Raw genomic sequence first — 16983 nt, forward strand, 5'->3', positions numbered from 1 at the left:
TGAGCCTAACCGGACGGATGTTCCGGATACGAACCGGACCAGGCCGGATGGCCGGTAAGGCGCTCTTGTGCGATACCGGCCATTGTGCTGCCGGCCGGGACGGCTCCGCTAGACGGGCGGCCAGGGAATCGCCGGCCACTCGCCGCTCGGCTCCGGATGCTTCCCGGACCTCAGGAGCGCCTCGACACGCGCGCGCGTGGCCTCCACCTCGGCGGCTGTGATCAGATCGGCCAGGCGTACGGCCAGTTCGCCGCCCTGCTTCAGCCCTTCCTTCAGGGTGCCGAGCACCTCGACGGATTCGGGGGTGAGGGGCTCCCCCGCCCAGCCCCACAGCAGCGTCCGCAGCTTGTTCTCGACGTTGAAGGTGACGCCGTGGTCGATGCCGTACAGCCGGCCGCCCTCGGTGGGCAGCAGGTGCCCGCCCTTGCGGTCGGCGTTGTTGATCACGGCGTCCAGGACGGCGAGCCGCCGCAGCCGCTCGTCGTCGGCGTGCACCAGCAGCGCGGTCTTCCCCTCGCCGACCTCGGCGAAGCCGATCGCCTTCCAGCCGGGCTCGGGCTCCTCACCGTCCACGAGGGCGAGCAGCTCGGCCTCGGGCGTCACGTCGATCCACAGCTGGACCATGCCCTCGCCGTACGGCCCGTCCCGCAGCACGGTCGGCGGTACGAGCCCCCAGCCGGTCGCCTCGGAGACCTCGTACGCGGCGACCTCGCGCTGCGCGAGCGTCCCGTCGGGAAAGTCCCACAGCGGCCGCTCACCGGCGACCGGCTTGTACACGCAGGACGCCTCCTGCCCCTCGTGCGCGACCGTACAGAACAGGGCGGCGTTCGACGCCTCACGGATGCGGCCGCGCACGGTCAGCTCACCCTCGGCGAGCAGGTCCACCGAGGTCACGCTCCGCGGCGGTATCCGTTCTGGCGCGGACATACATGTCCTTCCGGGTCGAGCGGGAGGCTGCACAGCGGGCACGGCGGCCGCCCGGCGTTGACGACGTCCAGGGCGCGCTTGGCGAAGGCTCTCGCCTGCGCGCCGGTGAGCCGGACCCGCAGCATCGGAGGTCCGTTCTCCTCGTCCTGGAGCAGCCGCTCCTCGGCCTCGGCGAGGTCCTCCTCGGAGTCGGCGTCGAGCTCCACGAGGGCCTGCGCCTCGACGATCATGCGCTGCTCCTCGCCGTCCCAGGCGAGGGCCATGGTGCCGACGCGGAACTCCTCCTCGATGGGGGTGTCGAGAGGTGCGGTGTCGGCGATCTCGGTGGGCGCCATGGCGGGGACGGCGGCGCTGCCGCCACTACGCCGTACGACCTCGTCGAGCAGTTCGTCCATGCGCTCGGCGAGGGCGGCGACCTGGGTCTTCTCCAGGGCCACGCTGGTCACCCGGGAGCCTGCGGTGGCCTGGAGGAAGAACGTACGGCGTCCGGGCAGCCCGACCGTACCGGCCACGAAGCGGTCCGGGGGGTCGTAGAGGAACACCTGACGGGACACGTCCTGTCTCCATGGGAATCGTGGGTACGGCGAATCTGAGTACGGCGAAATCGTGAGTACGGCGCTGCTTCGACCGCTTCACCCTACTGCGCCGGACGATCACGGTGCGCCCGCGCCGCCCCCGACCGTCGCGTCCGTGGCCGGCGGTTCCTCGCGCGGGGCGAGGGACGCGAAATCACCGGTGTCCCCGAGGCGTACGAGGAACGGCCTCAGGCGGGTGTAACGGATCGCGGTGATGGAACACGGTTCGACGGAGATCCTCTGGAAGAGGTCGAGATGGAGACCGAGTGCGTCAGCGACGAGGGACTTGATGATGTCGCCGTGCGAGCACATCAGGTACACGGCGTCCGCGCCGTGATCGCGCTCCACGCGCGCGTTCCACTCGCGTACGGCTTCGGCGGCGCGGGTCTGCATCGCGCGCATCGACTCGCCGCCGGGGAACGCGGCGGCCGAGGGGTGCGCCTGTACGACCTGCATCAGCGGTTCGTCGCCCAGTTCGGCGAGCTTGCGGCCGGACCAGTCGCCGTAGTGGCACTCCCCGATCCGCTCGTCGGTGTGTGCGGTGAGTCCGGGCCGGGCGCCGAGGAGCGGCCGGATCGTCTCCTGGCAGCGCTGCAGGGGGCTCGTGACGACCTCGGAGATCGGCAGCCCGTCGAGCCGGGCGGGCAGTGCGGCGGCCTGCGCGGCCCCGCGCTCGTCGAGGGCGACGCCGGGCGTCCAGCCGGCGAGCACTCCCTCGGTGTTGGCGGTGGAACGTCCGTGCCGGACCAGGATCAGCGTGGGCATGCCGCCCAGCGTAGGCGTACCAGGGGGTGCGTCCGCGGGCGGACGGCGGGAGAATACGCTCCGTGATCATCGACTGCGCCATCTACCGGGACGGGCGCCGGGCGGACGGGCCGGAGGACCTCTCCGACGCCCTGGACCTGTGCCGTCTGCAGGACGACGCGTTCGTCTGGATCGGCCTGTACGAGCCCACGGAGAACGAGTTCGAGAAGGTCACCGAGGAGTTCGGGCTGCACCCGCTGGCCGTGGAGGACGCTCTGAAGGCGCACCAGCGGCCCAAGCTGGAGGTGTACGACGACTCGCTGTTCATGGTCCTCAAGCCGGTCGGGTACGAGCCGAAGAGCGACATCGTCTCCTCCGGCGAGGTCATGGTCTTCATCGGCGACTCGTTCGTGGTGACCGTCCGGCACGGCGAGGAGGCGCCGCTCGGGACGGTACGGCGCCGTCTGGAGCACGAGCCGGAGATGCTCCGGCACGGCCCGACGGCGGTGCTGTACACGATCGCCGACGCCGTGGTCGACCACTACGTGGACGTGGCCGACGAGTTGGGCACGGACCTGGAGGAGCTGGAGGCGGAGGTGTTCTCGCCGGTCGGCGGCAGCTCCCGGCACACCGCGTCCCGCATCTACGCCTTCAAGCGGCAGATCCTGGAGTTCCGCAGGGCCACCGGCCCTCTGGCGCAGCCGCTGTCCCGGCTCGCGGGCACGGGACTGTTCGGCGGGCGCGTGCCGTTCGTGCACGAGAAGGCGCAGCCCTTCTTCCGCGACGTGAGCGACCACCTCACGCGCGTGAACGAGGCGGTGGAGGGCCTGGACCGGCTGGTCTCCGACGTCCTCGCGGCGCATCTGGCGCAGATGAGCGTCCGGCAGAACGACGATGTGCGGAAGATCTCCGCGTGGGCGGCCATGGCGGCGATCCCCACGATGATCGCGGGGATCTACGGGATGAACTTCGACCACATGCCGGAGCTGACGTGGGCCTGGTCGTATCCGGTGCTGATCGCGGGCATGACCGCCGTCGAGGTGCTGCTGTACCGGCTGTTCAAGAGACGGGGTTGGTTGTAGGGCTCGGCCGGAGCGACGCGTACGTGCGCCGTCAGGCGAACTCGGGCGCCGAGGTGGCGGGTCCGCCGAGGGCGTCGCGCCGTTCCGGCATCTTCAGGGAGACCATGCGCCGCCAGCCCGCGAACCGCTCCCAGGCGTACACGGCGTGGATGCCTGCGGCGAGCAGCGCCGCCTTCGGGCGGGACCAGCCGAGGATGCGGCCCATGTGGTCCATGACCGCGAGACTGACGTCCCGGTAGATCCGGATCTCGGCGAGCGCGCACTCGCGCAGCGTCCGCTGGATGGCCCGGCCGTGTCCCTGGGCCGCGAAGCGCAGGAGTTCCTCGTGGCAGTAGGCGAGGTGGTTGTCCTCGTCGCCCGAGATCTGCTTGACCGCGCGGCCGATGACGGGGTGGTCGGCGAAGTGCTTGCGCAGCAGCTCCATCTGCTCGGAGGCGCGCTGTTCGGTGACCCTGCTGTGCGACAGATACGTCACGATGTCCTGGACGGTGAGGGGTTCGTCGCTCTTGAGCTTGTCATGGGCCAGGCCGATGCCGTGCCGCTCCAGCAGCATCGTGTAGTCGGTCTCGGGCGGGACGGCGACGGGCTCGAGGCCGCGCTTCTTCAGCAGGGCGTTGAAGATCCGCCCGTGCTTGTCCTCGTCCGCGCCGTGCCGGGTGATCTTGGGCGCGAGGGAGCGTTCGCTCTCCGGGACGAGCGCGGCGATGCGGGCGTTCTCCCAGCCGCCCTGGGATTCACCGCTGGCGGCGATGGAACAGAACAGGCGGAAGGACTCGTCGTTGTCGAGGATCTCCTGGAACAGACTCTTGGCCGAAAGCATCTGAGACACCTCTCTGCAGGATCCCGCAAAGAACGAGTCAAATGGGCTGAGAGAGGTGCTGCAACAGTTGTGTCCGACAACTCCGCCAAAAGAATGACCATCGGGGTCACGACGGGGGCGTAACCGTGCGGGCACGCGCGCGTTGTTCTGCTTGACGGCCGTGGCGGGGAAGACCCCCGAGCCCCCACCACGGCCGTAGAAAATCTCCGGGTCTCTACGCCCTCAGCACGTCTGCCCCGTGTCACGCCAGTCCGGCGCGCTCCAGGGCCTCGGTGCCGGCGCGGAGCGAGGCGATCCGCTCGTCGAGCGTGAAGCCGGCGGGGGCGAGGCTGAGGGTGGTGACTCCGGCCGCCGCGTACTCCTTCATCCGGTCCGCGATGCGGTCCACGGAACCGAGCAGCGTCGTCTTGTCGATCAGGTCGTGCGGAATGGCGGCCGCGGCGCCCTGCTTGTCGCCGGACAGGTACTTCTCCTGGACCTCGGCGGCCGCGGCCTCGAACCCCATGCGCTGCGCCAGCTGGTTGTAGAAGTTCTGCTTCGCGCTGCCCATGCCGCCGACGTACAGCGCGGTGTAGGGACGGAAGGTGTCGGCGAGCGTGGTCACGTCCTTGTCCTCGCCGACGGCCAGCGGGAGCGTCGGGCAGACGTCGAACCCGTCGAGGGTCTTGCCGGCCTTCTCGCGCCCGGCGCGCAGGTGGCGGATCGTGGTCTCCTCCAGGTGCTCGGCGGAGGGGAAGATCACGAGGGCGCCGTCGGCGATCTCACCGGTCTGTTCGAGGTTCTTGGGACCGATGGCGGCGATGTACAGCGGGATGTGCTCGCGCTCCGGGTGCACGGTCAGCTTGATCGGCTTGCCGGGGCCGCCGGGCAGGGGCAGCGTCCAGTGCTGCCCTTCGTACGTCAGGCGCTCACGTGTCATCGCCTTCCTGACGATCTCGACGTACTCGCGCGTGCGTGCCAGCGGCTTGTCGAACTTGACGCCGTACCAGCCCTCGGAGACCTGCGGTCCCGAGACGCCGAGGCCGAGCCGGAAGCGGCCGCCGGAGAGCGAGTCCAGCGTCGCGGCCGTCATCGCGGTCATCGCCGGCTGACGGGCCGGGATCTGGAAGATGGCGGAGCCCACGTCGATGCGCTCGGTCTGGGCGGCGACCCAGGAGAGCACGGTGGCCGCGTCCGAGCCGTACGCCTCGGCGGCCCAGCACACGGCGTATCCCAGCCGGTCCGCCTCCTGCGCGACGGCGAGATTGTCCGCGTCCATTCCGGCACCCCAGTAGCCGAGGTTGATCCCGAGCTGCATGGCGACCCCTTACCGATCAGTAACGTCCCTTGTGGGCCCGACCATAGCGCGGGGGACCTGCCACGGGGAGGCCGGTGTGGCGGGCGTCGCCCTGGCGGCCCCCGGCGCCGCCGGTCGGCGTCCGGTCAAACTGATCATCCACAGGCCCCCACGTGGCAGGTTCTGGCCAGTAATCTCGGCGTTCATGGAGCAGAGGCATCTCGGCCGCACCGGCCTGCGCGTGTCCCGGATCGGGCTCGGCACCCTCACCTGGGGCAGGGACACCGACGAGCATGACGCCGCGGACCTCCTGAAGACGTTCTGGGAGGCGGGCGGCACCCTCGTCGACACGGCCGACGTGTACGGCGACGGAGAGGCCGAGTACCTCCTCGGCCGTCTCATAGAAGGGCTGGTCCCGCGCCGGGACCTGGTGATCTCCACGAAGGCGGGCAGCGTTCCCGACCCCGACCGCCGCTTCGACGGCTCGCGCGGCCATCTGCTCTCCGCGCTGGACGCCTCGCTGGCCCGGCTCGGCACGGACTACGTCGACGTCTGGCACGTCCACGCCTACGACCCGTACACGCCGCTGGAGGAGACCCTCCAGGCCCTCGACCTGGCGGTCAGCAGCGGACGCGCCCGCTACGCCGGTGTCTCCAACTTCTGCGGCTGGCAGCTGGCCAAGGCGGCGACGTGGCAGCTCGCGGCGCCGGGTGTGCGGACCCGGCTGGCCAGCACGCAGTTGGAATACTCGTTGCTCCAGCGCGGCGTGGAGCGCGAGGTGCTGCCGGCCGCGCTCGATCTGGGCATCGGCCTGCTGCCCTCCTCCCCGCTCGGCCGGGGCGTGCTCACCGGCAAGTACCGCAACGCGACGCCGCCGGACTCACGGGGTGCCTCCGAGCACCTCGCGCCCTTCGTCGCGCCGTACCTCGACGACACGGCGACCCGCATCGTGGACGCGGTGCAGACAGCGGCCGACGGACTGGCCGTGACCCCGCTCCAGGTCGCCCTCGCCTGGGTCCGCGACCGGCCCGGCGTGGCCGCGCCCGTCATAGGCGCGCGCAACGCACAGCAGCTCACGGCGGCGTTGTCAGTGGAGGCCCTTAGTCTTCCTGACGAGATCTGCCGGGCGCTCGACGATGTGTCGGCGCCCGTGCACCGCTATCCCGATCACGACTGGAGCACGCTGTGAGCACGGAGCCGCCCGAGACCACGGAGAACACCGAGCCGGTGCCGCCGGGGGCCGCGACGGAGGGCGGGGCGCCGGGGGACGGGGGCGCGCGGGCCGCCGGCGGCGAAGCCGCTGGGCGGGGCTCCGACGCCGGGGGCGGGGCCGTCACCGGCGAAGGTGCGGCTGCTGGGTCGCGCGGCGACGACGGGAGCAGCGGAAGCGGGGCCGGAGGGACCCAAGGGGGCGAGGACAAGCCCGCGGATTCGCCGCCGAACGGCCTGGAGGGGGAAAGCGAGGCCGCAGGCGGCGGGGGTCCGGTCCCCGGAGCCGGGTCGGGCGGCAGTGACGACGATGCCGCGACGCGCGCCTCCTCGGCCGATCACGGCGACGGCGACTCAGCGGCCCGCACCTCCTCCACCGAGGACGGCGACAGCGACACAGCCGCCCGTACGACCTCCGCCGAGGACGGCGACGGCGACTCCGCGCAGCAGGTGTCGGAGGCCGAGGCCGAGCTTGCCGCTCAGCGGGTCGAGCGGGAGCGGATCGAGCGGCGGAAGGCGGAGAGGAAGGGGCCCGTCGAGAGCGGGGCCAAGCTCAGCGGGAAAGCCGCGGATCTGCTCGCCGCCGTACGTGCCGTGGAGAGCGGGGCGAGGCCGGTGGCCACCGTCTTCAGCGAGCCGGAGCCGCCACGCCGGCCCGCCCCTGAGCCGGTACGCCGGCCACAGCCTGCGGCGGTCGAGACGCCCGCAGCCCCCGCACCCGAGACCCTCGACGCCGTGCGGCGCGTACTGACCGACGGCGGTGCCCCGGAGGACTTCGCCCCGCAGGTCGCCGCGATGCTCGGCGAGGGGGCGGGTGAGCGGCTGCGGGCGGACCCCTGGCAGTTGCTGCGCGTCGGCGGCGTACGGCCGGACCAGGCCGACGGGTTCGCGCGGGCCCTGCTCGGCGCGGAGTGCGGCCCGGACGACGAGCGGCGCGGCCGGGCGCTCACCGTCTGGCTCCTGGAGCAGGCGGCCCTGGCCGGACACACGGCCCTCGAACTGCCGACGCTCACCGCCGCGCTGGCCCAGCGGGGTGTGCCGGACGCCGATACGGCCGTACAGAACACCCTGGCCGAGGGCGATGCCCTGGCCTTCCAGGACGCCCTGGACGAACCCGGCGCCCCGGCCCCACGGGACGACGAAGCGGCGGAGGACGAGGAGCGGCCGGTCCGTGTCCTGGTCGGCCTGGAGCGGTACGCCCTCGCGGAGGAGAGCCTCGCCGACGGACTGGCCCGCCTGATCAACTCGGCGCCGAAGCAGGACGGTTCGGCCGAGGAGTGGGAGCGGGCCGCGGCCGCCGCGGGCGCCGCCGCCGACCTGATCCGCGCGGTGTCGGCGCACGGTCTGGTCCTCCACACCGGCGGGGCAGCGTCCCTCGCCGAGCCGGCGGCGCTGTGGCACGCGGCGCAGGGGCTCGGGCTGCGGGCCTGGGCGGCCGCGCACAGCCCGCTCGGCCGAGCGCGCTTCTCGGCACTGCTGAGCCAGTCGGGCGGGCCGGCCGACCCCTCGCGGACGGGAGCCGAGCCCGGCGTCGTCACCGTGGCCGGTCTGCTCTCCGGTGCCGAAGGGCCCGGTCGGGACGTGGACGGGGCGCTGGATCTCGATCTGCTTGTCGTGCTCGACGCGCCGCAGTTGGACGTCGAGACGGCGGCGCTGCTCACGGAGTCGTTGCCGGACGGGGCCCGGCTGGTGCTGGCCGGGGATCCGGCGGTGCTGTGGTCGGCGGGCCCCGGCCGGGTGTTCGCCGATCTGCTGGCGGCGCGGATCTGCCCGCAGATCGCCTCACGGCGGCCGGACCCCGGCCCGCTGGGCGAGCTGGTGTCCGGTATCGGCATCGGCGAGCTGAACCAGGTCGAGGCGCCCGGCAAGGAGGTCGTGATCGTGCCGGTGCGTGACGCGGGCGAGGCCGTGCACCGTACCGTGCAGCTCGTCGCCGACTCGGTGCCGCGGGCGATCGGCATCCCGGCCGAGCAGACCCAGGTGATCACGCCGGGCCACGGCGGCGCGGCCGGCACCCGCGCCCTCAACGCCGCGCTCAAGGAGCGGCTCAACCCCGGACCGGGCCGCTTCGGCGGCTTCGACCCCGGTGACCGCGTCGCCTACTCCCCCGCGCCGGGCCGTACGCTGCCGGGCCATGTGGTGAAGGCCGACGCCGAGGGACTGCACCTGTCCTGCGCGGGCGAGACCGTCGTCGTCCCGAAGGACCGGGTGGAGCAGTCCGTCCGGCACGGCTGGGCCCTGACCGCGCACCAGGCGGTGGGCTGCCGCTGGCCGGCGGCGGTCGTCGTCCTCCCCGGCGACGCGGCCCAGGCCCTCAGCCGCCCCTGGGTCTACACGGCGTTCGGCCGGGCAGACCGCCACCTCTCCGTGGTCCACGGCGCGGAACAGGCCCTCCCCCGAGCGGTGGCAGAGATCCCGGCGAAGCCCCGCACGACCCGCCTCCCCGTCCTGCTCGGCCACCAGGTGCCGTCGCTGGACTGACCGATCCGCTCCCAGATCCGCAGATCCCCAGATCCAAGATTCAAGATCCAGGAAACAGCAGAGTGTGGGGGCCTCGTCACACAGCACGACGGCGGCGGTCACGGATCGCCACCGTGACCGCCGCCGTCGAATCAGCCCCGCCGACCCGACGCGCCCGCGCTACCGGTCCACGTCCAGCGGCTCCAGGTCCTCGTCCTCGTCCAGCTCGGTGTCGAGGTCGTCCTCGAGATCGTCCCCGTCGTCGATCTCGTCACCGACGTCACCGATCTCGTCGTCGAAGACCGTGCTGACGTCGAACCGGCAGACCACCCGCTGCGGATCGATCCCTTCGAAGGGCATCTCCAGCCACTCCCCCGGCTCCGCCGCCACGTCCGCGGCGGTCACCCAGAGCGTGGAGTCGCCCTCCTCCAGGCCGAACTCCTTGTGCCGGGAGGCGATCTCGTCCGGCTCGAACTCGCCGAACAGCACGCCCAGCGCCCCGTGCACGGTGCCGGCGGCCTCCGCGCCCTCGTCGTCCGCCGCCTCGATCCGCTCGGCCTGCGCCAGCAGCCGCTGCGGCTCCACCACGGCGTAGTCGCGGCGGATCAGCACGCTCAGCGCGTTCGGTTCCTCGGGGCCCGTGTACGGCGGCAGCGCGTCCTCCGCACCGGGGATCTCGAAGGGGGTGACCTCGTCGTAACGGTCGTAGAGCAGCTCGTCGTAGGCCTCGGCGGCCGCGGCCAGGTCGTTGAACGCCTCGTAGACGGCCGGATCGTCCTCACCCGACCGGCGTTCGACCGCGGCCAGGTGGCGGTCGAGCGCGGTCTTGACCGCCTCGGCGGCGGCGCGTACCTCGGCAGCGGTGGGCTGCACAGCATCAGACATAGTGCAGACGCTATCCGTACCGGGCCCCAGCCCGCACAATAGATGCGATGCCGGAATACGAATTTGTCGACGTGTACGTACCGCGCGGGGTATCCCGCAAGGACGCCACACGCCTGCTGACGGACCATGCCGAGTACGGACACTGGGAGTTGGACCGCCTGAGCCTGCTGCGCGACGGCAGCCGCCGGGTGCGGCTGCGCCGCCGGATCATCCGCCAGGTGCGGGCCACGTGGTGAGCTGAGGCGACAGGAAGACAGCGAGACAGGGACAGCAGGAGAAGGACCGCACAGCACGGAGCGGGCCCCGCGGCAGCGGGGCCCGCTCCGTGCGTACCGGATGGCTACGCCCTACTCCGCTGCCCGTGCCTTGCGGTAGAGCACCGCGCCCGCGAGCAGCGCCCCCGCGCCGACCGGGAGGACGAGGCCCATGGGCAGGTCACTGCCGGTCTGCGCGAGCTGTGCGTCGCCCTGGGGCTGGGTGACGAAGTGCGCGCCCGGCTGGTTCCCGTGCGAGGAGCCGCCCGGCGTCACGTCGCCCTGGCCGGGCGGCGTGCTCGGGGTGCCGGGGTGGCTCGGCTGGTCCGGGTTCTGCGGGCTTCCGGGGTTGCCCGGGTTACCGGGGTTACCCGGGTTGCCGGGGTTACCAGGGTTGCCGGGGTTACCCGGGTTGCCCGGCTGCTCCGGAGACCCGGGCGGGTTCTCGTGGCCGCCGCCCGGCGGGGTGTGGGCCCCGCCGCCGTTGTTGGCGCAGTCGTTGCCCTCGGTGGAGTTGCCGAGGCCGATGACGTCGACGCTGTTGCCGCACACGTTGACCGGCACGTTGATCGGCGCCTGGACGTGGTTGCCGGAGCCGACGCCGGGCGAGTCACTGGCGTGCCCGTCGGCCGACGCTCCGCCACCGCCGGTGCCGTCGTGGCCGCCGGACGCACCGCCGCCCTGGTTGGCGCAGCTGTTGCCGATCGCCGGGTTGAGCACCCCGATGACGTTGACCGTGTTGCCGCAGACGTTGACCGGCGCGTGCACCGGCGCCTGCACCGTGTTGCCCGACAGCACGCCGGGCGAGTCCGAGCTGGAGCCGCTCGCACCCGAACCGGTCGCGTGGGCGGCGCCGCTCGCGGCGGCGAGGACGCCGGTGGCGGCCGCCACGGTCATCAGGCCCTTGCGGGTGACCTGTCGCATTGCTGAATTACCTGCCTTCGACCTTGTTCCGAAAAGACGACGCCGGAATCAAGCCGGATGGTCGATGTAGCGACGTTCCGGCGCTGAAGAAAAGGCCGGTCGGCCCCGGAGCGCATGGCACGCGCTCCGGGGCCGACGGGCTCAGCCCCTTTCACGGGGCGAGGCACAACGTCACTTGTTGATGCAGGTGTTGCCGAAGGCGGGGTTCAGCAGCCCGATCACCGAGATCGTGTTGCCGCAGACGTTCACGGGGACGTGAACCGGCGCCTGAACGACGTTGCCGGAAGCGATACCCGGGGAGTGCACAGCGGCACCCTGGGCACCCGAGCTGGCAACAGCGAGGCCCGCGCCCGCGAGAACCAGGCCACCGGTGGCAGCCGCAGCGGCGACGACCTTCTTGATCATTATTCCTCCTTGTTGGCAATGCGATCACAAGTAGCTGATCGCATCACCTGTAACGAGGAGGAACTAATAGGGCTACGACCTTATGAGCGCGTTCACCCTCCCCAGCCACGTTCAGTACGTCTGGACGATTACTGAAGTGTCGTTTCAGTGGCCCAATTCAGGACGCATCGATGAACCGGTCCAGCACGCGCACCCCGAATTGCAGCCCGTCGACCGGTACCCGCTCGTCGACACCGTGGAACATGCCCGCGAAGTCCAGCTCCGGCGGCAGCTTCAGCGGCGCGAAGCCGAAGCCTCGGATGCCGAGGTCGTCGAAGGACTTGGCGTCGGTGCCGCCGGAGAGCATGTAGGGGATCGCCTTGGCGGTCGGGTCCTCGGCCAGCAGCGCCGACTGCATCGCCTCGACCAGCGAGCCGTCGAAGGAGGTCTCCAGGGCCTTGTCGGAGTGCACGTCCTCGCGCCGCACCTTCGGGCCGAGGATCCGGTCGAGGTCCGCGAGGAACTCCTCCTCGTGCCCGGGCAGGAAGCGCCCGTCGACGTGCGCGGTGGCCTCGCCCGGGATGACGTTCACCTTGTACCCGGCGCCGAGCTGGGTCGGGTTGGCCGTGTTCCGCAGCGTCGCGCCGATGAGCTTGGCGATACCGCCCAGCTTGGCGAGCGTCGCCTCCATGTCCTCGGCGTCGAGCTCGACGCCGAGGGCGTCACCGAGTTCGTCGAGGAAGGCCCGGGTCGTCTTGGTGACCCGCACCGGGAACTGGTGCCGCCCCAGCCGGGCCACGGCCTCCGACAGCTCGGTGATCGCGTTGTCCCGGTGGATCATCGACCCGTGGCCCGCCGTGCCGGCCACGGTCAGCTTCATCCAGTGCATGCCCTTCTCGGCCGTCTGGATCAGATAGAGCCGACGCTGCTCGCTCACGGTGAACGAGAATCCGCCCACCTCGCTGATCGCCTCGGTGACGCCCTCGAACAGGTCCGGGTGCTTGTCGACGAGGAACCGGGCGCCGTACTTGCCGCCGGCCTCCTCGTCCGCGAGGAACGCGAGCACGATGTCCCGCGGCGGCCTGCGCCCGCTGCGCAGCCGGTCCCGGACGACCGCCAGGGTCATCGCGTCCATGTCCTTCATGTCGACGGCCCCACGCCCCCACACGCACCCGTCGGTGACCTCGCCGGAGAAGGGGTGGTGGGTCCAGTCGTCGGCGTTCGCCGGTACGACGTCGGTGTGGCCGTGGATGAGCAGCGCCGGCCGGGACGGGTCCTCCCCCTCGATCCGCGCCACGGTGGAGGCGCGCCCCGGGTGCGACTCGAAGATCTTGGGTTCGAGCCCCACCTCGGCGAGCTTCTCCGCGACGTACTCGGCCGCCTTGCGCTCACCCGGCCCCGAGTGGTCGCCGTAGTTGCTGGTGTCGATCTGGATCAGCTCGCGGCAGAGGTCCACGACCTCGTCCTCGCCGGTGACGCCCCTGGCCGTGTCCGTGTCGCTCACGCTGCTTCCTCCCGCGCTGTCCCTGCTGGTGGTCCCCCTCATCCTCCCCCTCCGCCCGGCGCCGCCCAAGACCGGCGGCGACCCGTCACACGCCGTTCACGCCGCGACGGGGGGTGATCGAGGCACCCTCCGAAGCCTGGTAATGTTTCCTTCGTCGCCGCGAGGGAAACCCCGCACGACAGACACCTTGTCCGGGTGGCGGAATGGCAGACGCGCTAGCTTGAGGTGCTAGTGCCCTTTATCGGGCGTGGGGGTTCAAGTCCCCCCTCGGACACCAGTGAGGGTCCCTGTCCACCAGGGGCCCTTTGCTTTTCCGTACTTTCGCCCCGCCGTCCCGCCCCCAGGGTGGATCATGAGCCGGTGGCCGACGAGAAGAGCGTGGAAGAGGCGGCCCGGGCCTTCGACCGGGCGGCGCTGAGGGACGTACTGACCCGGGCCGAGCGGTCACGTCAGGAGGTGGTCGAGAGATTCCCGCTCACGCAGTGGCCGGGTCTGCCGCTGAGCCGGTACGCCCTCGGCACGGTCCACGACCCGGGTGCCGGCCGCCCGTTCTGCTGGCTGATGGAGTACGGGACGGAAGCGCTCGGCAGCATCCGGGGCGGCAGCGCGGCGAAGCACATCATCTACCGGAGCCGGCGCACCGGTGAGTGGCGGTTGCCGGCCCCGCTGCAGAAGTTGAGCGTGGACGAGGCCTGGGACGTGGTGCGCGGTCAGTTTGTCGCCGCGTTCGGCGCCGTACAGGAGCGGAACTTCCTCGCCGTCGACGAGCTCGTGACGCTGTCGTACGGGCAGGCGCTGGTCACCAAGACCCTGGCCACCTACTTCCCGGACGACTTCCTGCCCATCTACTCGGCTTCCCATATCCGGCACTTCACCGAGTTACTCGGCGGAACCGGTCACCGGCTCTACGGAGGCGTTCACTCCTGGCAGGCCAACCGGGATCTGCTCGCCCTGGTGCGCCGCAGGCCGGAGTTCGAGGGGTGGCACCCGCTGGAGGTCATGCGCTTCCTGTACGGCGAGTTCTCTCCCAAGCCCCCGCGCCGTGACACCTTGAAGATCGCTCCTGGACCGGGCGCCCGCCTGTGGGAGGAGTGCCGGGCGGGGCAGCACATCCGGGTCGGCTGGGACGAGATCGGCGATCTCGGCGAGTACGAGAGCGACACGGAACTGAAGCGGGCACTGGACAACGTGTGGCCCCAGTCGACCGGCGGCAATCTTCGGCTCGCCCGGCAGTTGCTGGCCTACCGGGACCTGGAACCCGGCGACCGTGTCGTCGCGAACCGCGGCAAGTCGGAAGTGCTCGCGCTGGGCGAGGTCACCGGCGGCTACACCTATGACGAGCGCTACGACGAGTTCCGGCACAAGGTTCTCGTGGCCTGGGACGAGGGCTACGCCCAGGTCTTCGACGCGCCCGAGAACGCCTGGCAGCCGACGTTCGCGAAGGTTCCGGAGAAGCTCCTGAGGCGGATCCTGAGCCGCCGCGGTGCCGCCGCGCCGGTGGCCGTGGACGTCCCCGGTGCCGTGCAGGACGTGCTCGACGCGCTGAAGTACAAGGGGCAGGTGATCCTGTACGGCCCACCGGGCACCGGCAAGACCAGGCTGGCCCTGAGTGCGGCGCTGGCACTGGCGGGGCGGGCGGACGCCATCGACGCGCCGGCCGCCGAACGGGCGTCCGTCGTGGCCGGGCTGCTTCCCGCCCCGGGGGTCTCCGAAGTGACGGGTGTGTCCCTGGTGACCTTCCATCCGTCGTACGGCTACGAGGACTTCGTGGAGGGCTACAAGCCCGACACCGCCGCGGGCCAGGCGGGGCTGAACCTGAAGTGGCGCGAGGGGATCTTCCTGCGGATCTGCGCGGCGGCCGAGAAGGCGCCCGACCGGACCTTCCTGCTGGTCATCGACGAGATCAACCGGGGCGACCTGCCACGCGTCCTGGGTGAACTCGTCACGCTGCTGGAGATCGACAAGCGGGGGATCCCGGTGACGCTGCCCATCAGCGGGCGGCAGGTGAGCATCCCTGCCAATGTGCGGATCATCGGCACCATGAACACGGCCGACCGCAGCGTCGGTCATCTGGACGCGGCGATCCGGCGGCGGTTCGCGTTCCTGGAGGTGCCGCCGGATCTGGACTCCGTCGAAGGTTCCGTCGGCGGGCTCGACCTCGCGGCGTTCCTCGCCGGGCTGAACGCGAGACTGGTCCGCGAGTTCGGTCCCGACCATCAGCTCGGCCAAGCGTTTCTGCTTCGGGAGGACCGGCCCGTCAGCTCGGAGGACGAGCTCAGCGCCGTCTTCTACCACGACATCGTGCCGCAGATCGAGGATCACGGCATGGGACGGCCCGAGCCGTTGCGGGCCGTTCTGGGCGGCCTGGTGGACCCGGAGTCCGGGCGCATCGCCCGCGTGCCCGCGCAGGATCTCCCGCACACGCTCGCCGCCGAGTTCACGGAGTCGGACGATGCCGTCGACAGGTGAGGTCCGCTCCCGTCTCCAGGACGTCGTCCTGGACGAGCACACGTCCGTCCTGCTGGCGCCCGACCAGCTCACCGAGGCCGACCGCCGCGTGCTCGCTCCGCTCGTCGACGGTGGCCGGCTCCGGCTGCGGCGGACCCTGACGGGCTGGGACCTCAAGGCCAGGTCGACGGTCGGGGTCCTCCGGCTGGAGCGCGTGCGCCTGACGATCACGCCGAAGATGACCATCTCCGGCGCCCGGCTCATCTCATGGCTCTGCTACGCGCAGGACATCCCCGTACCGCACGACCGGACGAGCCGGAGCTGGCTCACGGGAACAGCGGGCTACGCGGCCGTCGTCCCGCACGCCCTGCTCACCGAGTGCCGGGCGCTGCTCGACGAGGGACTGCGGCGCGAGTACGTACGCAGCGAGCAGGAGCAGCCCGTGCTGCGCGGGCAACTGGACCTGCGGGCCCAGCTGTCCCGTCGGTACGGCGCCGTGGACCGGCTGCACGTGCGGACCTTCGAACGGCGCGTGGACACCTGGGAGAACCTGATCTGCGGTGCCGCGCTGCACGCGGCGATTCCGCTGGCCACCGACGCCGAGCTGGCCCGAGCCCTGCGGGACACGGCCGAACACTTCCCCCGGCCCCGGCCTCAGGTCGCGGTATCACGCCTGATGGCCCGCGCGCGGTACACCAGGCTCAACTCCCGCTACCGTGCCGCCCACACTTGGGCACGGCTGGTGCTGGGCGGAGGCGGGGTCACCGACCTGCTGAGCGACCGCGGCCTGCCCTCGAAGAGTCTGCTGCTGGGCATGGACCTGCTGTGGGAGCGGGTCGTGCGGCGGATGGCCGCGGGGGCGGCGGCCGAGTTCGGCGGGCGCAAGGAGGACGTCGCCGACGACCGGGCCATCAGGACGAGCGACGAGACGGGGCCCTACCGTCAGCCGTTCAAGCCCGACGTCCTCCTGCGGTTCGAGGGCCCACCTGTGCGCTTCCTGCCGCTCGACGCCAAGTACATCGGATACGACGGGCGGCACCTCAGCGCCGAGAACCGGCACCAACTCCTTACGTACATCGCCGGATACACCACGCCGGACGCGCCGCTCGCCGCCATCGTCCACCCCGCGCCGGACGGCGCCACGAGCCGGACCGTCCGGGTCGACGGGCCGCGCGGTCACCTGGGAACGATCAGCGTCCTGGGCATCGACACCCGGCTGGCTCCCGAGCAGGCGGCGGAGCCGTTGCGGAAGCTGGTCGCGGGGTTCGCGGCGGGCGGCGGCAGCTGACGCGGCGCACGAACTGCCCCTGAATGTCGCCTTCTTGACCTTGGTGCGGTTCGTGTGGGACATCTCTCGCGCGGCAGGAAGATCCGCAGGTCAGCGGCCCGGAACCAGCTTGCCGAGCTCACTCGAACGGCCACTCTGAGTGGCGAACCATCAGCCCCGAACCTAGCGTCGTACTAAAATTTCCGGCTTGTTACGGAGCTGGA

General features: G+C 71.4%; 15 protein-coding genes and 1 tRNA gene. 7 read left to right on the forward strand and 9 right to left on the reverse strand.

Annotated features, from left to right (window positions below; genetic code table 11):
- Positions 1 to 108: 108 nt before the first annotated feature.
- From ACIBU0_RS36315 to ACIBU0_RS36325, 3 genes are all read right to left on the reverse strand, one after another.
- A complete protein-coding gene (locus tag ACIBU0_RS36315) occupies positions 109 to 927 on the reverse strand; it encodes an SCO1664 family protein (RefSeq protein ID WP_398827251.1) in 819 nt (272 codons plus the stop codon).
- A complete protein-coding gene (locus ACIBU0_RS36320) occupies positions 891 to 1481 on the reverse strand; it encodes a DUF3090 domain-containing protein (RefSeq protein WP_398827253.1) in 591 nt (196 codons plus the stop codon). Before ACIBU0_RS36320 ends, ACIBU0_RS36315 begins: the two co-directional genes overlap by 37 nt.
- A 99-nt stretch (positions 1482 to 1580) precedes the next feature.
- The gene (locus tag ACIBU0_RS36325) at positions 1581 to 2267 is read right to left on the reverse strand and encodes a histidine phosphatase family protein (RefSeq protein WP_398827255.1); all 687 of its coding nucleotides are present in this window, start codon (positions 2265 to 2267) and stop codon (positions 1581 to 1583) included.
- Between the two features lie 62 nt (positions 2268 to 2329).
- Between ACIBU0_RS36325 and corA the strand changes: the two genes are divergently transcribed.
- Positions 2330 to 3328, forward strand: coding sequence for a magnesium/cobalt transporter CorA (corA, locus tag ACIBU0_RS36330; protein ID WP_398827257.1), 999 nt, complete (start codon positions 2330 to 2332; stop codon positions 3326 to 3328).
- Between the two features lie 31 nt (positions 3329 to 3359).
- Here corA and ACIBU0_RS36335 read toward each other — a convergent pair whose 3' ends face one another.
- Both ACIBU0_RS36335 and ACIBU0_RS36340 read right to left on the reverse strand, forming a co-directional pair.
- The gene (locus ACIBU0_RS36335) at positions 3360 to 4148 is read right to left on the reverse strand and encodes a ferritin-like domain-containing protein (protein WP_398827259.1); all 789 of its coding nucleotides are present in this window, start codon (positions 4146 to 4148) and stop codon (positions 3360 to 3362) included.
- A gap of 241 nt (positions 4149 to 4389) precedes the next feature.
- A complete protein-coding gene (locus ACIBU0_RS36340) occupies positions 4390 to 5445 on the reverse strand; it encodes an LLM class F420-dependent oxidoreductase (RefSeq protein WP_398827261.1) in 1056 nt (351 codons plus the stop codon).
- A gap of 184 nt (positions 5446 to 5629) precedes the next feature.
- Between ACIBU0_RS36340 and ACIBU0_RS36345 the strand changes: the two genes are divergently transcribed.
- Both ACIBU0_RS36345 and ACIBU0_RS36350 read left to right on the forward strand, forming a co-directional pair.
- On the forward strand, positions 5630 to 6613 hold the full coding sequence (locus tag ACIBU0_RS36345) for an aldo/keto reductase (protein WP_398827263.1): 984 nt from the start codon (positions 5630 to 5632) through the stop codon (positions 6611 to 6613).
- On the forward strand, positions 6610 to 9114 hold the full coding sequence (locus ACIBU0_RS36350) for a helix-hairpin-helix domain-containing protein (protein ID WP_398827265.1): 2505 nt from the start codon (positions 6610 to 6612) through the stop codon (positions 9112 to 9114). The genes ACIBU0_RS36345 and ACIBU0_RS36350 overlap by 4 nt, the downstream gene beginning before the upstream one ends.
- A 159-nt stretch (positions 9115 to 9273) precedes the next feature.
- On the opposite strand, the gene ACIBU0_RS36355 is transcribed toward ACIBU0_RS36350, so the two are convergent.
- Complete coding sequence (locus tag ACIBU0_RS36355; protein ID WP_398827267.1) at positions 9274 to 9978, reverse strand: hypothetical protein; 705 nt, start codon at positions 9976 to 9978, stop codon at positions 9274 to 9276.
- A 47-nt stretch (positions 9979 to 10025) separates the two neighbouring features.
- Here ACIBU0_RS36355 and ACIBU0_RS36360 point away from each other — a divergent pair, with 47 nt between their 5' ends.
- The gene (locus tag ACIBU0_RS36360) at positions 10026 to 10214 is read left to right on the forward strand and encodes a DUF5703 family protein (RefSeq protein WP_005485166.1); all 189 of its coding nucleotides are present in this window, start codon (positions 10026 to 10028) and stop codon (positions 10212 to 10214) included.
- 111 nt (positions 10215 to 10325) lie between these two features.
- Here ACIBU0_RS36360 and ACIBU0_RS36365 read toward each other — a convergent pair whose 3' ends face one another.
- From ACIBU0_RS36365 to ACIBU0_RS36375, 3 genes are all read right to left on the reverse strand, one after another.
- The gene (locus tag ACIBU0_RS36365; protein WP_398827269.1) at positions 10326 to 11156 is read right to left on the reverse strand and encodes a chaplin; all 831 of its coding nucleotides are present in this window, start codon (positions 11154 to 11156) and stop codon (positions 10326 to 10328) included.
- A 171-nt stretch (positions 11157 to 11327) separates the two neighbouring features.
- Entirely contained in the window at positions 11328 to 11561 is a 234-nt protein-coding gene (gene chpH, locus ACIBU0_RS36370; RefSeq protein WP_398827271.1) for a chaplin ChpH, read from the reverse strand.
- A gap of 157 nt (positions 11562 to 11718) precedes the next feature.
- Complete coding sequence (locus ACIBU0_RS36375) at positions 11719 to 13044, reverse strand: M20/M25/M40 family metallo-hydrolase (RefSeq protein ID WP_398827273.1); 1326 nt, start codon at positions 13042 to 13044, stop codon at positions 11719 to 11721.
- A gap of 189 nt (positions 13045 to 13233) precedes the next feature.
- On the opposite strand from ACIBU0_RS36375, the gene ACIBU0_RS36380 reads away from it, so the two are divergent.
- The 3 genes from ACIBU0_RS36380 to ACIBU0_RS36390 all read left to right on the forward strand — a co-directional run bounded on the left by ACIBU0_RS36380 (position 13234) and on the right by ACIBU0_RS36390 (position 16780).
- Positions 13234 to 13321, forward strand: a tRNA-Leu gene (locus tag ACIBU0_RS36380).
- An 83-nt stretch (positions 13322 to 13404) separates the two neighbouring features.
- Positions 13405 to 15513: an AAA family ATPase gene (locus ACIBU0_RS36385; RefSeq protein ID WP_398827275.1), complete on the forward strand. Its 2109-nt coding sequence runs from the start codon at positions 13405 to 13407 to the stop codon at positions 15511 to 15513.
- A complete protein-coding gene (locus ACIBU0_RS36390) occupies positions 15497 to 16780 on the forward strand; it encodes an McrC family protein (RefSeq protein ID WP_398827277.1) in 1284 nt (427 codons plus the stop codon). The genes ACIBU0_RS36385 and ACIBU0_RS36390 overlap by 17 nt, the downstream gene beginning before the upstream one ends.
- The last annotated feature ends 203 nt before the right edge of the window (positions 16781 to 16983 follow it).

This window comes from Streptomyces sp. NPDC049627, assembly GCF_044465645.1.
In the GTDB taxonomy this organism is placed as follows: domain Bacteria; phylum Actinomycetota; class Actinomycetes; order Streptomycetales; family Streptomycetaceae; genus Streptomyces.

Excerpts from the sequence above, each read along its gene's own strand:
- ACIBU0_RS36355 (WP_398827267.1), bottom strand. The coding sequence starts at position 9,978 with ATGTCTGATGCTGTGCAGCCCACCGCTGCCGAGGTACGCGCCGCCGCC.
- ACIBU0_RS36340 (WP_398827261.1), bottom strand. The coding sequence starts at position 5,445 with ATGCAGCTCGGGATCAACCTCGGCTACTGGGGTGCCGGAATGGACGCG.
- ACIBU0_RS36315 (WP_398827251.1), bottom strand. The coding sequence starts at position 927 with ATGTCCGCGCCAGAACGGATACCGCCGCGGAGCGTGACCTCGGTGGAC.
- ACIBU0_RS36335 (WP_398827259.1), bottom strand. The coding sequence starts at position 4,148 with ATGCTTTCGGCCAAGAGTCTGTTCCAGGAGATCCTCGACAACGACGAG.
- chpH (WP_398827271.1), bottom strand. The coding sequence starts at position 11,561 with ATGATCAAGAAGGTCGTCGCCGCTGCGGCTGCCACCGGTGGCCTGGTT.
- ACIBU0_RS36360 (WP_005485166.1), top strand. The coding sequence starts at position 10,026 with ATGCCGGAATACGAATTTGTCGACGTGTACGTACCGCGCGGGGTATCC.
- ACIBU0_RS36390 (WP_398827277.1), top strand. The coding sequence starts at position 15,497 with ATGCCGTCGACAGGTGAGGTCCGCTCCCGTCTCCAGGACGTCGTCCTG.
- ACIBU0_RS36365 (WP_398827269.1), bottom strand. The coding sequence starts at position 11,156 with ATGCGACAGGTCACCCGCAAGGGCCTGATGACCGTGGCGGCCGCCACC.
- ACIBU0_RS36325 (WP_398827255.1), bottom strand. The coding sequence starts at position 2,267 with ATGCCCACGCTGATCCTGGTCCGGCACGGACGTTCCACCGCCAACACC.
- ACIBU0_RS36345 (WP_398827263.1), top strand. The coding sequence starts at position 5,630 with ATGGAGCAGAGGCATCTCGGCCGCACCGGCCTGCGCGTGTCCCGGATC.